Source organism: Leyella stercorea (genome assembly GCF_021531355.1).
GTDB lineage: Bacteria > Bacteroidota > Bacteroidia > Bacteroidales > Bacteroidaceae > Prevotella.
The window spans coordinates 63,152-76,662 of sequence record NZ_JADYTS010000006.1 but is presented as its reverse complement, the minus strand read 5'-3'; the positions used below and the strand labels follow the sequence as shown (position 1 = coordinate 76,662).

The following is a 13,511-nucleotide window of genomic DNA, read 5'->3' as shown; positions in this document are numbered from 1 at the left end:
GGGCAAGGGGGTGGGGCTTCATCCTACACATTTTATTATATATATGGACGAAAAGAAAGTAGTAATAGAACTCGACAACGTTAAGCGCGACTTCATCGTAGGCGATGAGACTGTACATGCGCTGCGCGGAGTGTCGTTCAAGATATACGAAGGCGAGTTCGTCACAATCATGGGTAAGTCGGGTTCGGGCAAGTCTACGCTTCTTAATCAGCTCGGATGTCTCGACACACCCAGTTCGGGCGAATACTATCTCGACGGAGTGTCGGTCAGGAAGATGTCGAAGTCGCAACGTGCCGTGCTGCGCAACCGTAAGATTGGATTCATATTCCAAAACTACAACCTTCTGCCGAAGACTACAAGCGTTGAAAACGTTGAGTTGCCACTGATGTACAACACCGAAGTTGGCGCCAAGGAGCGCGAAGAACGTGCCATAAAGGCATTGCAGGCAGTAGGATTGGGCGAACGATTGTATCATAAGTCGAACCAGATGTCGGGTGGACAGATGCAGCGTGTAGCCATAGCTCGTGCATTGGTGAATGACCCTGCGGTGATTCTGGCGGATGAGGCAACGGGTAATCTCGACACACGTACATCGTTCGAGATTCTTGTACTCTTCCAAAAGCTGCATGCAGCAGGCAGAACCATCATCTTCGTGACTCACAATCCCGACATTGCCAACTACTCCTCACGCAATATTATGCTGCGCGACGGACACGTGATAAGCGACGAGTACAACCACAATATACAGTCGGCAGCCGAAGGTCTGGCAGCCTTGCCAGCCAACTCGGACGAGTAACAATAATGTTTAATGAGTAATGTTTAGTGTTTAATTGGAAAGAATGCAAACGCATTTAATTGACAATTAAGCAAGCAAACATTAAACATTAAAAACCAAACATTAAGAAAATGAATTATAGCAATCTTTTAAAGATAACCCTCCGCGCAATCGCTGCCAACAAGTTGCGCTCATTCCTCACCGCCCTCGGTATCATTATCGGTGTGGCTTCGGTCATTACGATGCTTGCCATTGGCCAGGGTTCGAAGAAGAGCATTCAGGCTAACATTGCCGAGATGGGCTCAAACATGATTATGATCAGTCCGGGTGCCGACCGTGGTCCGGGTGGTGTAAGGCAGGATGCTTCTTCAATGGAGACGCTCAAGCTGACCGACTATCAGTCGATAAAGGACGAGTGCAACTTCATCAAGGGCATAAGTCCTACTGTGAACAGCAGCGGACAATGGATTTACGGCAACAACAACACGCCGTCATCTATTTATGGTGTCAATCAGGATTATCTTGAGATAAGACAGTTGTCGGTTGACGAAGGCGAGATGTTTACCGATGCCGACATCAAGGCAAGCGCTAAGGTGTGCATTCTCGGACAGACTGTTGTAGACAATCTGTTCCCCGACGGTTCAGACCCAGTAGGCAAAGTGGTTCGATTCAATTCTATCCCGTTCCGTGTTATCGGCGTATTGAAGAAGAAGGGTTACAACTCTATGGGTATGGACCAGGATGATTTGGTGCTGGCTCCTTACACAACAGTCATGAAGCGTATCAAGGCTCAGACCTACCTCGGAGGCATCAACTGCTCGGCAATAACCGAAGACCTTACAAGCAAGGCCATTGACGAGATAACTTCTGTGCTGCGTCGCAACCATAAATTGAAGGATGCAACAGACACGCAAGCTGCCGACGACGATGATTTCAACATCCGTTCGCAGGAGGAACTTGCAAGTATGATGAACTCTACCACCGACATGATGACCATACTATTGGGTTGTGTGGCTGGCATATCGCTCATCGTGGGCGGTATCGGTATCATGAACATCATGTATGTGAGCGTAACCGAGCGTACACGTGAGATCGGTCTGCGCATGTCGGTTGGCGCACGTGGCATCGACATCCTCAACCAGTTCCTCATTGAGGCTATACTGCTCAGTGTCACTGGCGGACTTATAGGTGTAGCATTGGGAGTCGGCGCATCATACGCCGTTAAGTTCATAGCTCACTGGCCCATCTACATTCAGCCTTGGAGCATTATCATGAGCTTCGCCGTATGTACATTCACCGGAGTGTTCTTCGGATGGTATCCGGCAAAGAAGGCTGCTCAGCTCGACCCGATTGAAGCAATACGATACGAATAATATAAAAGTAAAAAGGTAAAAGAGTAAAAAAGTAAAAAGATAAACTTGAGCGTTTGGATTTTTTCATTACTGAAAAATCTAATCGCATCCCATTCTTTTTACTTCTTTACTCTTTTACCTTTTTACTTTTTACTCCTTTACCTTTTTACCCTTTTACTTTTTTACTCTTTTACTTTTCCAATATTTCTTCCGGTGTACTAACAAGCGTTGTTGCTCCATGTTCCAATAGAAATTCCTTGTCGCGGAATCCCCACAGTACACTGATACAAGGCATTCCCGAGTTGCGTGCCGTATCAATATCCACATCGCTATCGCCTATATACACAGCACGTTCGGCAGTAACTCCAAGTTGGCGCATTGCTTCCAACACTGTATCTGGGGCAGGTTTCTTGCTAATGTCCTCACGTTCGCCAATAGCTACAGGCACGAGGTCGCCGAAGAAGTGACGGCACAGTTCCTGAGTAGCGGCATAGAACTTATTGCTTACCACAGCAACTTTCTTTCCCCGTTTGCGCAACTCCTCAAGCATCTCCATCACACCGTCGTATGGTTTGGTTGTATCAAGATTGTGCTGCATGTAATGCTGACGGAAATCAGCATAGGTCTTGTCAAACTTATCGTTGTCAAGTCCGCCGGGAATGGCGCGTTCCATAAGTTTCTTCACACCATTTCCTACGAATTGTCTTACCTCATCTATAGTGCGCTCAGGTAAGCCATTTGTGCGCAAGGCATAGTTGCAACTTGCTGCCAAATCACCAAGAGTAGACAGCAACGTACCGTCAAGATCAAAAATATAAGTATTGTACATATATATTAATGTATTTATTACTGCGAAATTACTTATATTTTATCTAAAAACGTGAGGAAAATACAAATAATTTTAAGCCCGAAAAGTTAATAAGCCATTCTTTTGCCCTAACATTTTTTTATTGTACCTTTGCGCCAACGTTTAAATACCAAACACATCATGAAAAGAAAAAACAACACAAAGCGAAACGTCATTATACTGGCGTGCGCATGTTTGGGCATCATAATGGGTGCTGCATACATGTTCTTCTTCTCTGCCTTGCTCGTTGGCAATGATACCAAATATGTATACATCGACAACGACGACACTATCGACTCGGTTTACACAAAGATGTCTGAGTTCTCTAAAAAGGGTACGCAGATGACAGGCTTCAAGATGCTTGTCAACAACAGCAAGTATGCCGATAACATTCGCACCGGACGTTATGCCGTTCGTCCCGGTGAAGGCTCGTTTGTTGTGTTCCGCCATCTGAAGAACGGATTGCAGACTCCGGTGAATCTTGTTGTACCGTCAGTACGCACCGTTGACCGCTTGGCTGCCGAGTTCTCAAAGAAACTTATGCTTGATAGCGCTACCATATATCACGCACTTGCTGATGAAGCAACATGTCAGAAATATGGATACGACACAGCTACAATAGCAGCTATGTTCATACCTAACACTTACGATATTTACTGGAACGTAAGTACTGAGAAGTTGCTCGACCGTATGCACAAGGAATGTAAAAGGTTCTGGAATGCTGAGCGCAAAGAGAAAGCCCAAGCGATGAAGTTGTCGCCCGTTGAAGTGAGCACACTGGCAAGTATCATTGATGAAGAAACCGCCAATGATGGTGAGAAACCAATGGTAGCCGGAATGTACTACAATCGATTGATGCTGCGCAACGCCGAATATCCCAACGGTATGCCACTCCAAGCCGACCCGACAATTAAGTTTGCATGGAAACGATTCGACTTGAAGCGAATATACAATAATCTGCTATACATCAAGAGTCCTTACAACACCTACAAGAATCCCGGACTCCCCCCAGGACCAATCCGTATTCCGTCTATTGCAGGTATTGACGCAGTGCTGAACCACGTACACCACGACTATATATACATGTGCGCCAAGGAAGACTTCAGCGGCACTCACAACTTTGCACGTACTTATCAGGAACACCTTCAAAATGCCAAACGTTACAGTCAGGCACTGAATCAGAGAGGAATAAAATAATAAAAAAGAAAAATTAGAAGTAAGGGAATAAAAAAAGTAAACCTTATAAAATATCAAATGCCGGTTGCTTCACAGCGGCCGGCATTTTTATCAATAGGTATTAGTCCTTTTCTTAAGGTAAAAAGATTGTATTCAGGATAACACCACAAAGGTAGGGCTTTAGATTTGAATGTGCAAATTAAAATATATGCTTTAAAGCATAATTTGAAGAAAATCATCTGCCAAATCTACACATCCTTACTTACAGTCCTGTTCAAGGATGTTTCTTACCGATAATTTTGGATTCTGCTTTGCCAGTCGGTCTACCATTGCGGTGTACTTGGTGTTGAAAACCTTGCGTCCCAACAATCTATTTACCGTCCACATTATTTTGCCCATGTGTATGTCGCGCTCCTGCTGCGTACTATTCTCGAAGTTGCGCAGCGGATAAAGGCTCAACAGATAAAAACTCATACAGTCGGGCACTATCTGCTCACGCGTCATCTGCTGACGCTGCTCTTCAGTGTAGAAACGACGGTATGGTTCAAAATCCTTGCCTAAGTACTTGTCAAGTGATATGCCAATGGTGTTGTCGCCTATCACAATGCTTTGATTGAGCGCACTTATCTGGGTATATATTGTGGGAATCTTTATCTCTGGACATATCTTCTGAAGTTTCTTAAACGCATCGCTCAATTGAGTGTTGATGTCGTTCATATTGGCATACTGCATATCTGTCTCAGCTATGATAGTCTGAAGAATCGTATCCTGATAGAAATTCAGAAGTTTTGTGTTAATGCCTGCATCATTCACCTCGCCCAACTGCAGTATATCCTCAATAAGCATACGCGTCTGTTTGGGGTAGTCAATGTTCATCTGCTGAAGAGCCGAGAAATCGCCCGTAGTGAGATAACGGCTTTCAAGACGATCATAACGCTGCACCTGTACAAGCGTTGGCTGACCCTCTTCACCAAACTGTTTCAACTTAAACTCGCAAGCTGTTGAAACCAAAATGATGGCTGTTACTATAATAATATAAATCTTTCTCACAATAGGCTTCTTGTTATTCTAAAAAGTGTTCATTAACACAATGCAAAAATACTAAAAAAGTTCTTTCCAAGCAACTTTTCAGCTAAAAAAGATTAAACGGCAGATATATTTCTGCCGTTTAACCATTAAAAAACACAAAATTTGTCGAATTTTAGCCTATTCTTTAATATTTCTATACGTGCGACATCCGTGTATATAATACTGCCACAATATAGAATACGGCTTTCGCATAGCGTCGGTGGCTGATGTGCGCAAAGCCTGTATCTGCCTACGGTCGGCATCGAAATCTTTTCGCCACGCCTTAAAAGCCTTGCGACCATTGACCACCGCCTTGAACTCGCCAAGATTACGGTCGAGCAGCAACGACTTGAAAGCCGCCACATAGTCGAGCACTCTTCTAACGCGCATTACATGTGCCAGTTCGGCTTCAGGCAAGTTCTTGTAGAGCATCGTCAGATTGTTGCGGAAATTGAGAAATGTCTTCATCGGATTACCCTTTGGCAATGTTCCGCCTCCAACATGATACACAACACTCTGCGGAACGCAATATATCTTTCGGCCAAGATTGCACAAGCGCCAACAAAGGTCTATCTCTTCACAATGCGCAAAGAACCGGGCATCAAGTCCGCCAACACGCCAGTAGTCCTCACGGCGTATCATCAGCGCTGCTCCCGTTGCCCACATCACCTCACATGGATCATCATACTGTCCTTGATCCTTCTCTACGGTATCGAACACACGTCCGCGACAGAACGGATAGCCATAGCGGTCGATATATCCACCGCTTGCACCGGCATATTCAAACATATCGCGCGAGTGCTCGGCACGAAGCTTTGGCTGGCATGCTGCAACTTCCGGATTAGCATCCATAAAATCAACAAGACGCTCCATCCAGCCTTCAGTCACCTCAACGTCACTGTTGAGAAGCATGTAATATTCATAGTCCACCTGCTCCAACGCACGATTGTAGCCACCGGCAAAGCCATAGTTCTTGTCAAGTATAATAGTATGAACGGTAGGAAACTCCGCCTTGAGCAAGGCAAGCGAGTCGTCCTTTGAATCATTGTCGGCTACGATTATATCGGCAACGTCGGACGAGTGCTCAATTACTGAAGGAAGGAAGCGGCGCATCATTGCCGCTCCATTCCAATTAAGTATTACGATTGCAACTTTCATCATGATCGTTCTTCACCTTATATTCTTAACTCTTCATTCTTTTCACTCTTCGTTCTTCACTCTTCATTTTTCACTTAAACGATTTCGGCCCTCAATGCCGACTTGTCGTGATTGAAGTCGCCAAGGCGTACACGAATTAGCTGGTTGTCATATTCCTCCTTAGCATCGCGTGGCGAAAGTTCTACACGCACATAGTTCTTTGTAAAACCGTGCATGGCACGTCCACGCGAAGCCTTCTCAAAGAGCACTTCCTGTTCCGTACCCTTATAGCGTGCATAGAAGTCGATACGCTTCTGCTCGCTCATTTCGAGCAATCGCTTGCTGCGCAACTTCTTGTCGGCATCGCTGACAATATAAGGAATACGCAATGCAGCTGTGCCAGGACGCTCACTATACGGGAACACATGGAGCTGGGTTACGTCAACACCATCAAGGAAATCGTAGCACTCTTCAAAACACTCCGGTGTCTCGCCACGACATCCCACCATTACGTCAACACCAATAAAAGCATCAGGCATACGCTCCTTAATCAGCGCTATCTTGCGTGCAAACAGAGCCTTGTCATAACGGCGGTGCATAAGACGCAACACCTCATCGCTACCACTCTGCAATGGCACGTGGAAGTGAGGCATGAACGCACGACTCTGAGCACAGTAGTCGATAAGCTCATCCGACAGCAAGTCGGGCTCCATACTACTGATGCGATAGCGTTCGATGCCCTCAACACGGTCGAGAGCCTTAACAAGGTCAACAAAACTCTCGCCTGTTGTCTTTCCAAAGTCACCGATATTCACACCTGTCAGCACAATTTCCTTGCCACCCTCAGCAGCTGCCTGTTCAGCCTGTGCTACAAGCGAACTAATAGTAGGGTTGCGCGAATTGCCTCGGGCGTATGGTATGGTACAATAAGTACAATAGTAGTCGCAACCATCCTGCACCTTCAAGAAATAACGTGTACGGTTGCCACGAGAGCATGACGGTGCAAACGACTTGATGTTCTTGGTCTTAACCGAGTAATAACGGTGCAGCGAGTCCTGTCCTGTCTGCTGCATATGTTCGGCATCCGACTCCTTAGCAGTCCAAGCATCGCTCAAAAACTGTATAAGGTCGGCTTTCTCATTGGAGCCAAGCACAAGGTCAACACCGTCAATCTTGCTCACCCTCTCCGACTCCAATTGGGCATAACATCCTGTTACGGCCACAAAAGCTCCAGGATTGTTGCGCACCATACGATTTATGGCCTGTCGGCACTTGTGGTCGGCAACTTCTGTCACCGAGCATGTATTGATGAGACATAGGTCGGCCTTCTCGCCTTCCTTTGCAGCAACCACACCCAATTCATGCAACATCTGACCGAATGTAGACGTCTCGGAGAAGTTGAGTTTGCAGCCCAACGTATAGTAAGCTGCCTTCTTATTCTGAAAAACTGAAGTATTTATCATTTCACATTATATATAATATATAAAAGCCAACTGTGGCTTAACAGGTGCAAAGGTAGTAAAAAGATTTTATGAATGATGTTTTGTACGCACACAAAACAACAAAAATGACGTCAAAAGTGGTATAAGAGAGGCTTGTTAAAAAGATTAACATTTATTTACAATCTGTATCTTGTTGATTTTCAGTAATTTCCAAATGGGTTACAAAATTCTCAAAAAAAAAAAACTAAAAAGTTGAACGTTGTATCAAAAAAATATATACCTTTGCAATGTTTTAATAAACAAATGATTGTTTTACAGATTTAAAAAAGCAAAGAAAATGAAGAAATTGGTTTTAATGTTCGTAGCTATCGCAGCTATCTCTTTCGCATCATGTGGTAACAAGACTGCAGCTCCTGCTGCTAACGCTGACAGCGATACCGTTCAGGTAGCTGACACAACTGTTGACACAACTGCTGTTGCTGCTGATACAACTGTAGCTGAGTAATAGTTAGCTCGAACAAAAAATGAGAGATTAACCGCTGACCCTCAGGGTCGGCGGTTTTTTTATGCCCTTACCACGCATACTACAGAATCAATATGAATACAAAAACACTTCTGACAACAGTTGCCCTGACATTCGCCTCTTTATCAAGAGCCGAAACATTCACATGTATTCCAAATAATGCAAATACCAACGCTGCAATTGCAGCCTCAACAGAGCATTGGCAAGCCGGAAAGACCGTAAGCATGGCAGAAATCAAGAAAAACGGACTTGAACATTACTTCTGCAAGAAGACAATAGACAGCCAACTCTTTGCACGCATATACGGAAAGTCGTACAAAACCAACTGCACACTGCCTCGCACCGAGCTACGCTATCTGCAGCTGTTGCACTACACAGCTGACGGACGGATAATGACTGGCGAGATGATTTGCCATAAGGATATAGCAAATGATTTGATTGAGATATTCCGCAAATTGTATGATGCACACTACCCAATTGAGCGCATGCAACTGATTGACGACTACGATGCCGACGACGTGACATCGATGAATCACAACAACACGTCGTGCTTCAACTACCGAGCAGTAGCAGGCTCGAAGAAACTGTCGAAGCACAGTTTGGGCAAAGCCGTTGACCTCAACCCGCTTTACAACCCCTACGTAAAACATAGCCCCAACGGAAAGACAATTGTCACCCCCGAGAAAGGCCGCCAATATGCCAATCGAAGCAAACAATTCAAATACAAGATTGATCGCAACGACCTCGCCTACCGCCTGTTTACACAGCACGGATTTACGTGGGGAGGCAGCTGGCGTTCGCTAAAAGACTACCAACATTTTGAGAAATAACAGCTGTCAACCTTTTGTCATCTTAAACGTCTTTGCTCCGCTCTTCAGTATGTATAGGCCTGCAAAGTTACCGTTGCGCAGAAACGAGGCGTAAGACATACGTCCAAGCAACACTCCGCTAAGCGAATATACAGACACAATGGTAGATGGTGTTATGCCATTTCGTTCATCATAAACCGATTCTACCCCAACGTTGCTACTTGACAATTTCACGTTACGCCAACCGCTCCACTTTTGTGCAACTCCTCTCTTGACAGCTTGCACACGCCATTGGTACGAAACATCAGCCTGCAACGATGTGAACTCATATACGGTATCTTTCACACCATTCACCGACACGACATCACCTGTGGCACGAGTGGCAGCAAAGTCACTCTCAGAGAAGGCACCATCGTATATACTGATAGAGTATATATAACATCTCTTTTCTGGTTGCACCCTCACACTAAAGGACTCACATTTAGGATTATCAAGAACGACCAACTGTCGTGTACCATTAGGAACAATATGTTTCCTATCAAAAACATCTCCCTCAATATCAGCAAGCGACAAATTAATCTTTGGTGTGTCTGTTTTATATGTTTTAGAAACAATACTTACTGTTACATTTAACGAATTGTTTTTACTTATCAGTGGTGATTGAATATAACCATTACCACCAGTTGACGTACCAAGCTTCATTCTGCCAGCACCCTTATAAACTTTAAATCCTTTCCATCCCTTATTAGCCATTAATTCATCAAGCTTATCACCCAAGTCCTTGGTGCCATCACCTTTATTTTCACTACCCCATCCTGTAAAGTCTTCAGCCAACAGCAAATTCTCCTCAGGTGACACACGTCCAAGTTCTTCAAGTTGAAGATTATAGCAGTCTGCCGACTCCACCTCATTCCATGAAGCAAGAAACGAAGTGGCACTTGTCTGCACAGAATTCAATTCAGTAGGCACAGAAGGAGCACCGCCCATAAACAAGAACGAAATCAACCCGTCCGAACTCTCAGAGATATTAGTTACTGGCTTGCCAAGCGATGTGGTTTCAACACTACTATTGCCATTGAATAATATTGTAGCTGGCTGAGAACTATCAGTTAGCGATGTATTGCCCGATGTACCGGGGTAAGTATCGCCCTCAAGCGTATTCTTACTACGGTCGTTGTCAGCAGCCACAACACTAAAACGCGGATGCGACGAATCAGTATTCACGGCATTGTCTTCCCATATCAGGCTGTAATAGTCAACATGAATGACAAGCAATCCATGAGATGGCAATTCAGTGTCAAATCCTGTCTTTTGACGATTTTCTAATATAAAATACTCTCTTGGTTTATAATCATTATATATCACATACGACTTTGGCGAATCGCTCAATGCCGGCAAGTCATACACATCAGTAGGCTTGCTCAGCACATCTGGCTGCATCCATCCGCTCACCCAACGTTGGTATGTGTTATAACCCACCGGACGATAGCCATTGCCAGCATACGAGCCATAATCCATCACATCCCACATATCCATGCCAAAACAGTCGCCACCCGACGTATCATAAATGTCAGGCAGACCCAAGCAATGGCTGAACTCATGACAAGCCGTACCAATACCAGCCATGTCTGTTCTGCCATAGTCGTTAAGCTCGGCTGTACATCCATAAGTATTTATTCTGACCCCATTGAGAGTAAGCGAATAACCAGCAGCATGCAAGTTCCACTCATGTGGCCAAATAGTATTAGGTATCAATTCGGGCTTTGTAGCCTCACTATGACCTGCATATATCACAAAAACCTGATCCACTTCGCCGTCGCCATCCCAATCATAATCGGCAAAGTTCACCTTATCGGCAGCAAGTTTACAAGCTTCATAAATCATTCCGCCAGGATCCTTATCATTACCCTTTTCGTCATTGGCACCATAATCTGCCATATTCTTCGATACGGTCACCGGCCCGACAACGTCAAACGACAAGTCGAACTGTCCGTAACTCTGACTGTAGAAATAGTCATGCACCGAGCCAGTGTTGCCAAGTGTATTGTAGCCAACCTTATTGAAAAAGTCATTCCATTCGGCATTGTCGTGAGCCGACTGCATCTTCACATCTTGAAAATCAACAAGAATGACAAGCCCCTTTCGCTTGCCCGTAACGCCAATTCCTTCACCACCAGTAGCACCAGCCATACGTGTAAGCAGATTGCCCGAAGCTGCCATTGCAGCCTTACGTCTTGCAAGTCGCTGGAAACGAGCCTCATTACGCTTTGCCGCACGTTTGGAAGCAAAGCTGGCAATGCGCTCTACTTCCTTCTTATGTCCTATGATAAAAGTATTTTCAGCCTGAGTACGTCGTTTTGCGTCATGAGCCATCTGTGCCGAAGCACGCAGCACACCGTCGTCAGCCATATACGCATAACAATAAGCCTTGTCAGCGTTCATGACTATCGGCATTCCATCTTCGGTACACATAAAGTGGAAGTTCTCGTCGCCACGCATCATGACTGTAATCATGGTGCCATCCGGCTGACGTACTTGTGTCTTACTGCGCTTTGCTGGTACAGCTGTAATAGCCAATGTACAAAACAAGGAAACTAAAAGAGTGATGTATCTATAATACTTCATGGGACTATATATAAGTTTTAAGATATATATCCACAAAAGTATAAAAAAATTAATAAACCAACAAATTTATAACTTTTTCAAACGCCGATAAATATATTTTGATTTTAAATACGTAAATTTGCGCCATCGAAATGACTGATTAAACAAAACGGAAATGAATATACTTGAATTATCACAGACACGCTTCTCGGCTCGCAAATATACCGACGAGCCCGTAAGCAGCGACGACCTCAACTATATATTGGAGTGCGTACGAATGGCACCATCGGCAGTAAACAGACAGCCCTGGAAGTTTGTCGTTGTGCGCAGTAAGGAGGCAAGAGAGAATCTTTGGCGTGCATACGACCGCGACTGGTTCCGCACCGCCCCACTCTACATTGTATGTATGAAGAACAACAATGAGTGCTGGACACGACGCTATGACGACAAGCCACATGGCGACATCGACGTAGCCATAGCCGTAGAGCACCTGTGTCTCGCTGCTGCAGAGCGCGGACTGGGCACTTGCTGGGTGTGCAACTACGACACCAACGTAATGAGCGAACTGTTCCCGTCGTACAATTATGAGACAGTTGCCATCATACCAATCGGACATATAGCCGAGGATTGCCCACGTGCTGAAAAGAAACGTAAGGCAATGGATGAGATTGTAGAAGAAATCTAACCCACTAAACAGAAATACAGATGAAAAGATTATTCATAACAGCAATGTTCATGCTGATGACCGTGATGACAATCACGGCACAGACCGCATTGAAGAAGGTATATAATGAGAACATCGACCCCATGGAACAGATTGACAAGGCTCTCGTCAAGGCTAAGGCCGAAGGCAAATATGTAGTTTGCCAAGTAGGCGGCAACTGGTGTCCATGGTGTCTGCGCTTTGCCGACTTTGCAGAGAAAGACCAGGCTGTCAACAAGGTGATTAACGATAACTTCGTTTACCTGCACGTCAACTACAATCCGCGTAAGGCTGGTGGCGAAGAGGCTGCAAAGAGAGACGCCCGTCTGATGCAGCGTCTTGACAATCCGGCACGTTTCGGTTTTCCCGTATTCGTTGTACTTGATGCCAACGGCAAGGTGCTGCACACACAAGACTCAAGTTTTCTTGAAGAAGGAAAGAGCTACAGCGAAAAGAAGGTGCTGCGATTCTTCAACAACTGGACTCCTGCTGCTGTAGAGAACAAGAAATAGACAGTGAAGAACAACTAATAAAAGGATAATAACAACAAAACACTAAAGACGTATGAAAAGAAATCTTATGTACGTTGCAGTAATGGCTGCAGCAATAATGGTTTCTTGCAATGGCAAGAAGACCGCACAGAACGAAGCAAACAGCGATTCAACAAGCGTGGCTGACACAACCGTTGCCAGCGAGAATGTTGACCTGACTACTGTTGCCGGCACTTACGAAGGCACTCTGCCTGCTGCCGATTGCCCGGGAATAAAGACTGTTCTCACTATCAATGCCGACAGCACATACGAGTTGAAGCAAGACTATATAGACCGTAAAGACGGACACGACGAAGCAAGTGGCGTGCTGCAGGTGCTCGACGGAAACGTCCTAATGCTTGTACGTCCGTCAAGCGGCGAACATACATTCTATAAGGTCAAGGACAGCAAGAGTGTCGTTATGACCGACTCGCTTGGCAATGAGGCAGAAGGCGAAATGGCAAAGCTGTACGTGCTGACCAAAAAGTAAGAGAAACCTTTCTGAAGATATAAACATAATAACGGGAACAGCGGACAATCAAATG

Annotated in this window: 13 protein-coding genes; 8 read left to right on the top strand and 5 right to left on the bottom strand. The window is 45.1% G+C overall.

Annotation, left to right across the window (positions count from 1 at the left end; all coding sequences use genetic code 11):
- The first annotated feature begins 43 nt into the window (after nucleotides 1–43).
- Entirely contained in the window at nucleotides 44–796 is a 753-nt protein-coding gene (locus I6E38_RS03320) for an ABC transporter ATP-binding protein (RefSeq protein ID WP_235392669.1), read from the top strand.
- 110 nt (nucleotides 797–906) lie between these two features.
- Nucleotides 907–2,148, top strand: a complete 1,242-nt coding sequence (locus I6E38_RS03315; RefSeq protein ID WP_235392666.1) for an ABC transporter permease — start codon at nucleotides 907–909, stop codon at nucleotides 2,146–2,148.
- 169 nt (nucleotides 2,149–2,317) lie between these two features.
- On the opposite strand, the gene I6E38_RS03310 is transcribed toward I6E38_RS03315, so the two are convergent.
- The gene (locus I6E38_RS03310) at nucleotides 2,318–2,956 is read right to left on the bottom strand and encodes an HAD family hydrolase (RefSeq protein ID WP_235392665.1); all 639 of its coding nucleotides are present in this window, start codon (nucleotides 2,954–2,956) and stop codon (nucleotides 2,318–2,320) included.
- 159 nt (nucleotides 2,957–3,115) lie between these two features.
- Here I6E38_RS03310 and mltG point away from each other — a divergent pair, with 159 nt between their 5' ends.
- Nucleotides 3,116–4,171, top strand: a complete 1,056-nt coding sequence (gene mltG / locus I6E38_RS03305) for an endolytic transglycosylase MltG (protein WP_235392664.1) — start codon at nucleotides 3,116–3,118, stop codon at nucleotides 4,169–4,171.
- A 237-nt stretch (nucleotides 4,172–4,408) separates the two neighbouring features.
- Here the strand turns inward: mltG and I6E38_RS03300 are convergent, their stop codons facing one another.
- The 3 genes from I6E38_RS03300 to mtaB all read right to left on the bottom strand — a co-directional run bounded on the left by I6E38_RS03300 (nucleotide 4,409) and on the right by mtaB (nucleotide 7,818).
- A complete protein-coding gene (locus I6E38_RS03300; protein ID WP_235392663.1) occupies nucleotides 4,409–5,200 on the bottom strand; it encodes a gliding motility protein GldB-related protein in 792 nt (263 codons plus the stop codon).
- 156 nt (nucleotides 5,201–5,356) lie between these two features.
- Nucleotides 5,357–6,376 (bottom strand): glycosyltransferase family 2 protein, encoded by a 1,020-nt coding sequence (locus I6E38_RS03295; RefSeq protein ID WP_235392668.1) that lies wholly within the window; start codon nucleotides 6,374–6,376, stop codon nucleotides 5,357–5,359.
- A 74-nt stretch (nucleotides 6,377–6,450) separates the two neighbouring features.
- Nucleotides 6,451–7,818: a tRNA (N(6)-L-threonylcarbamoyladenosine(37)-C(2))-methylthiotransferase MtaB gene (mtaB, locus tag I6E38_RS03290; RefSeq protein ID WP_235392662.1), complete on the bottom strand. Its 1,368-nt coding sequence runs from the start codon at nucleotides 7,816–7,818 to the stop codon at nucleotides 6,451–6,453.
- Between the two features lie 316 nt (nucleotides 7,819–8,134).
- Between mtaB and I6E38_RS03285 the strand changes: the two genes are divergently transcribed.
- Together I6E38_RS03285 and I6E38_RS03280 are read left to right on the top strand one after the other, a co-directional pair.
- Nucleotides 8,135–8,302: a PG1828 family lipoprotein gene (locus tag I6E38_RS03285; RefSeq protein WP_235392661.1), complete on the top strand. Its 168-nt coding sequence runs from the start codon at nucleotides 8,135–8,137 to the stop codon at nucleotides 8,300–8,302.
- A 92-nt stretch (nucleotides 8,303–8,394) separates the two neighbouring features.
- Complete coding sequence (locus I6E38_RS03280; RefSeq protein WP_235392660.1) at nucleotides 8,395–9,150, top strand: M15 family metallopeptidase; 756 nt, start codon at nucleotides 8,395–8,397, stop codon at nucleotides 9,148–9,150.
- A 6-nt stretch (nucleotides 9,151–9,156) separates the two neighbouring features.
- On the opposite strand, the gene I6E38_RS03275 is transcribed toward I6E38_RS03280, so the two are convergent.
- Nucleotides 9,157–11,754, bottom strand: coding sequence for a M6 family metalloprotease domain-containing protein (locus tag I6E38_RS03275; protein WP_235392659.1), 2,598 nt, complete (start codon nucleotides 11,752–11,754; stop codon nucleotides 9,157–9,159).
- A 154-nt stretch (nucleotides 11,755–11,908) separates the two neighbouring features.
- Between I6E38_RS03275 and I6E38_RS03270 the strand changes: the two genes are divergently transcribed.
- Genes I6E38_RS03270 through I6E38_RS03260 form a run of 3 tightly spaced genes read left to right on the top strand, consistent with a single transcriptional unit; the run spans nucleotide 11,909 to nucleotide 13,456 of the window.
- Nucleotides 11,909–12,418, top strand: a complete 510-nt coding sequence (locus I6E38_RS03270; RefSeq protein WP_235392658.1) for a nitroreductase family protein — start codon at nucleotides 11,909–11,911, stop codon at nucleotides 12,416–12,418.
- Nucleotides 12,419–12,438: 20 nt separating this feature from the next.
- On the top strand, nucleotides 12,439–12,948 hold the full coding sequence (locus tag I6E38_RS03265) for a thioredoxin family protein (protein ID WP_235392657.1): 510 nt from the start codon (nucleotides 12,439–12,441) through the stop codon (nucleotides 12,946–12,948).
- A 52-nt stretch (nucleotides 12,949–13,000) separates the two neighbouring features.
- Entirely contained in the window at nucleotides 13,001–13,456 is a 456-nt protein-coding gene (locus I6E38_RS03260) for a copper resistance protein NlpE (RefSeq protein ID WP_235392656.1), read from the top strand.
- Nucleotides 13,457–13,511 lie beyond the last annotated feature (55 nt).

Excerpts from the sequence above, each read along its gene's own strand:
- I6E38_RS03260 (WP_235392656.1), top strand. The coding sequence starts at position 13,001 with ATGAAAAGAAATCTTATGTACGTTGCAGTAATGGCTGCAGCAATAATG.
- I6E38_RS03265 (WP_235392657.1), top strand. The coding sequence starts at position 12,439 with ATGAAAAGATTATTCATAACAGCAATGTTCATGCTGATGACCGTGATG.
- mtaB (WP_235392662.1), bottom strand. The coding sequence starts at position 7,818 with ATGATAAATACTTCAGTTTTTCAGAATAAGAAGGCAGCTTACTATACG.
- I6E38_RS03285 (WP_235392661.1), top strand. The coding sequence starts at position 8,135 with ATGAAGAAATTGGTTTTAATGTTCGTAGCTATCGCAGCTATCTCTTTC.
- mltG (WP_235392664.1), top strand. The coding sequence starts at position 3,116 with ATGAAAAGAAAAAACAACACAAAGCGAAACGTCATTATACTGGCGTGC.
- I6E38_RS03270 (WP_235392658.1), top strand. The coding sequence starts at position 11,909 with ATGAATATACTTGAATTATCACAGACACGCTTCTCGGCTCGCAAATAT.
- I6E38_RS03295 (WP_235392668.1), bottom strand. The coding sequence starts at position 6,376 with ATGAAAGTTGCAATCGTAATACTTAATTGGAATGGAGCGGCAATGATG.
- I6E38_RS03275 (WP_235392659.1), bottom strand. The coding sequence starts at position 11,754 with ATGAAGTATTATAGATACATCACTCTTTTAGTTTCCTTGTTTTGTACA.
- I6E38_RS03320 (WP_235392669.1), top strand. The coding sequence starts at position 44 with ATGGACGAAAAGAAAGTAGTAATAGAACTCGACAACGTTAAGCGCGAC.
- I6E38_RS03280 (WP_235392660.1), top strand. The coding sequence starts at position 8,395 with ATGAATACAAAAACACTTCTGACAACAGTTGCCCTGACATTCGCCTCT.
- I6E38_RS03315 (WP_235392666.1), top strand. The coding sequence starts at position 907 with ATGAATTATAGCAATCTTTTAAAGATAACCCTCCGCGCAATCGCTGCC.
- I6E38_RS03310 (WP_235392665.1), bottom strand. The coding sequence starts at position 2,956 with ATGTACAATACTTATATTTTTGATCTTGACGGTACGTTGCTGTCTACT.